1 protein-coding gene is annotated in these 2,351 nt (G+C 71.0%); it reads right to left on the bottom strand.

All coding sequences use genetic code 11. The features are described from left to right. Positions 1-2,315, bottom strand: a 2,315-nt coding sequence (locus AB0C69_RS41305; RefSeq protein WP_360362168.1) for an amino acid adenylation domain-containing protein, incomplete at its 3' end; no start/stop codon positions are given. Between the last annotated feature and the right edge of the window lie 36 nt (positions 2,316-2,351).

The following is a 2,351-nucleotide window of genomic DNA, read 5'->3' as shown; positions in this document are numbered from 1 at the left end:
TCGGCGAACAGGCGCGCGAGCGTCTCCTCCTGCTCGGTGCGCGGCGCCCGCGACGACACCTTCGCCCCGAAGTCCGGTGCGGGCAGCGCCTTGCGGTCCAGCTTGCCGTTCGAGGTCAGCGGCAGAGCGTCCAGCTCCACCACGGCCGCCGGAACCATGTAGTCGGGCAGTTCCCTGCCGACGAACCGGCGCAGCTCGGCGGCATCGGCTCCGCTGCCCGCCACGTAGGCGACGAGCCGGTCGTCCCGGACGATCACAGCGGCGTCCGTGACCGCCTTGTGGCGGACCAGCGCCGACTCGATCTCGCCCGGCTCGATCCGGAAGCCGCGCAGCTGCACCTGCCGGTCGCCGCGCCCGAGGTATTCGAGACGGCCTCCGGCCAGCCACCGGCCCACGTCGCCCGTGCGATACATGCGGGTGCCGGGCTTCCCGTGCGGGTCGGCGACGAACCGCTCGGCGGACAGGGCAGGACGGTTCAGATACCCGCGCGCCAGACCCGGCCCCGCGACGTACAACTCACCGACGACACCGGGCGGGACCGGCTGCAGACGACCGTCCAGGACGTAGACGCGCAGGTCCGGAATGCCAACGCCGATGACGCTGCCAGGCGCGGTCGCCGCGTAGGCGCGGTCCAGCGCCACGTACGAGACGTGCACGGTCGTCTCGGTGATCCCGTACATGTTGACCAGGACCGGCGCGTTCTCGTCATGGCGGGAGTACCAGTCCTCCAGGCGCCCCAGGTCGAGCGCCTCACCGCCGAAGACGATGTAGCGCAGGGCGAGGTCCCTGCCCGGGTTCTGCTTGTCGGCCGCCATCAACTGGTAGAAGGCCGACGGGGTCTGGTTGAGGACCGTCACCCGCTCCCTCTCCAGGAGAGCGAGGAAGTCGTCCGGCGAACGCGAAGTCAGGTAGGGAACGACGACGAGCCTGCCCCCGTACAGGAGCGCACCCCACAGCTCCCACACCGAGAAGTCGAATGCGTAGGAGTGGAAGAGGGTCCAGACGTCCTGCGGACCGAAGTCGAACCACTCCTCGGTCGAACGCAGCAACCGCACCACGTTCTGATGCGGAACCACCACACCCTTCGGACGCCCCGTCGAACCCGACGTGTAGATCACGTACGCGGGGTGGTCCGGGGAGATCTCGATGCCGAGGTCGCCGTCGTCGTACCCGGACGCGTCCAGATCGGCGAGGTCCTCGGGGCGCAAGGTCAGGACCGGGTGGGCGTCTTCGAGCATGGAGGCGATGCGGTCCTGCGGGTAGTCCGGATCGATCGGGACGTAGGCCGCTCCGGACTTGAGCACTCCGAGGATCGCCACCACCAGCTCCGCCGAACGCGGCAGAGCCAAAGCCACGAACTGCTCAGGCCCCACCCCCTGCTCCACCAGCCGCCGAGCCAGACGATTCGCCCTCGCGTTCACCTCCCCATACGTCCACGACACACCCTCGAACGACACCGCCACCGCACCCGGACGAACCGCCGCCTGCGCCTCGAACAGCGCGGGGATCGTCGTGCGCGGGGCGTCGCCGCCCCTGCCGCCCGCCCAGCGGCGCAGCAGCGTGCGCCGTTCGCCGCGATCGAGGATCTCGGCGGTGGTGACGGGCGCGTCGGGGTCGGCGACCAGTTCGCGGACGAGGCGCTCGAACCGCCGGGCGATCGCCTCGGCGGTGGCGGGGTCGAAGAGGTCGAGGGCGTATTCGAGGCCGGCCTCGATGCCGCCGGGCGCGCCGTCGGCGCCGTGCCGCTCCTCCAGGTAGAGGGACAGGTCGTACTTGGCGGTGCCCGCCGCCAGGGGCTCGGCGCCGCCGGTCAGGCCGTCCAGTTCGAGCCGCGCCTCGGGGTTGTTCTGGAAGGACAGGACGACCTGGAACAGCGGGTGCCGCGCCATCGACCGCGCCGGGTTGAGCACCTCGACGAGCCGCTCGAACGGCAGGTCCTGGTGGGCGTAGGCGGCGAGGTCGGTCTCCTTCACCCGTCCCACCAGCTCCCGGAACGACGGGTCCCCGGAGGTGTCGGTGCGCAGGACGAGCATGTTGACGAACATGCCGACCAGGTCGTCCAGCGCCTCGTCGGTCCGGCCTGCGATCGGCGACCCGACCGGCACGTCCGTCCCCGCGCCCAGCCGCGTCAGCAGCGCCGCGAACGCCGCCTGCATGACCATGAAGAGTGTCGCGCCGCTCTGCCGGGCGAGGGCCAGGAGTTCGGCGTGGAGTTCGGCGTCCAGCTCGAACGCGTACGTTCCGCCCCGGTAGGAGGCCTGCGCCGGGCGCGGCCGGTCGGCGGGCAGCGACAACTCCTCCGGCAACCCCGCCAACGCCTCACGCCAGTAACCGATCTGCTGCGAGATCAA

The organism is Actinomadura sp. NPDC048032 (assembly GCF_040653175.1).
GTDB classification, from domain to species: domain Bacteria; phylum Actinomycetota; class Actinomycetes; order Streptosporangiales; family Streptosporangiaceae; genus Spirillospora; species Spirillospora verrucosospora.
Note: the sequence above shows the minus strand (reverse complement) of the source record. Positions and strands in the feature narration are given on the sequence as shown.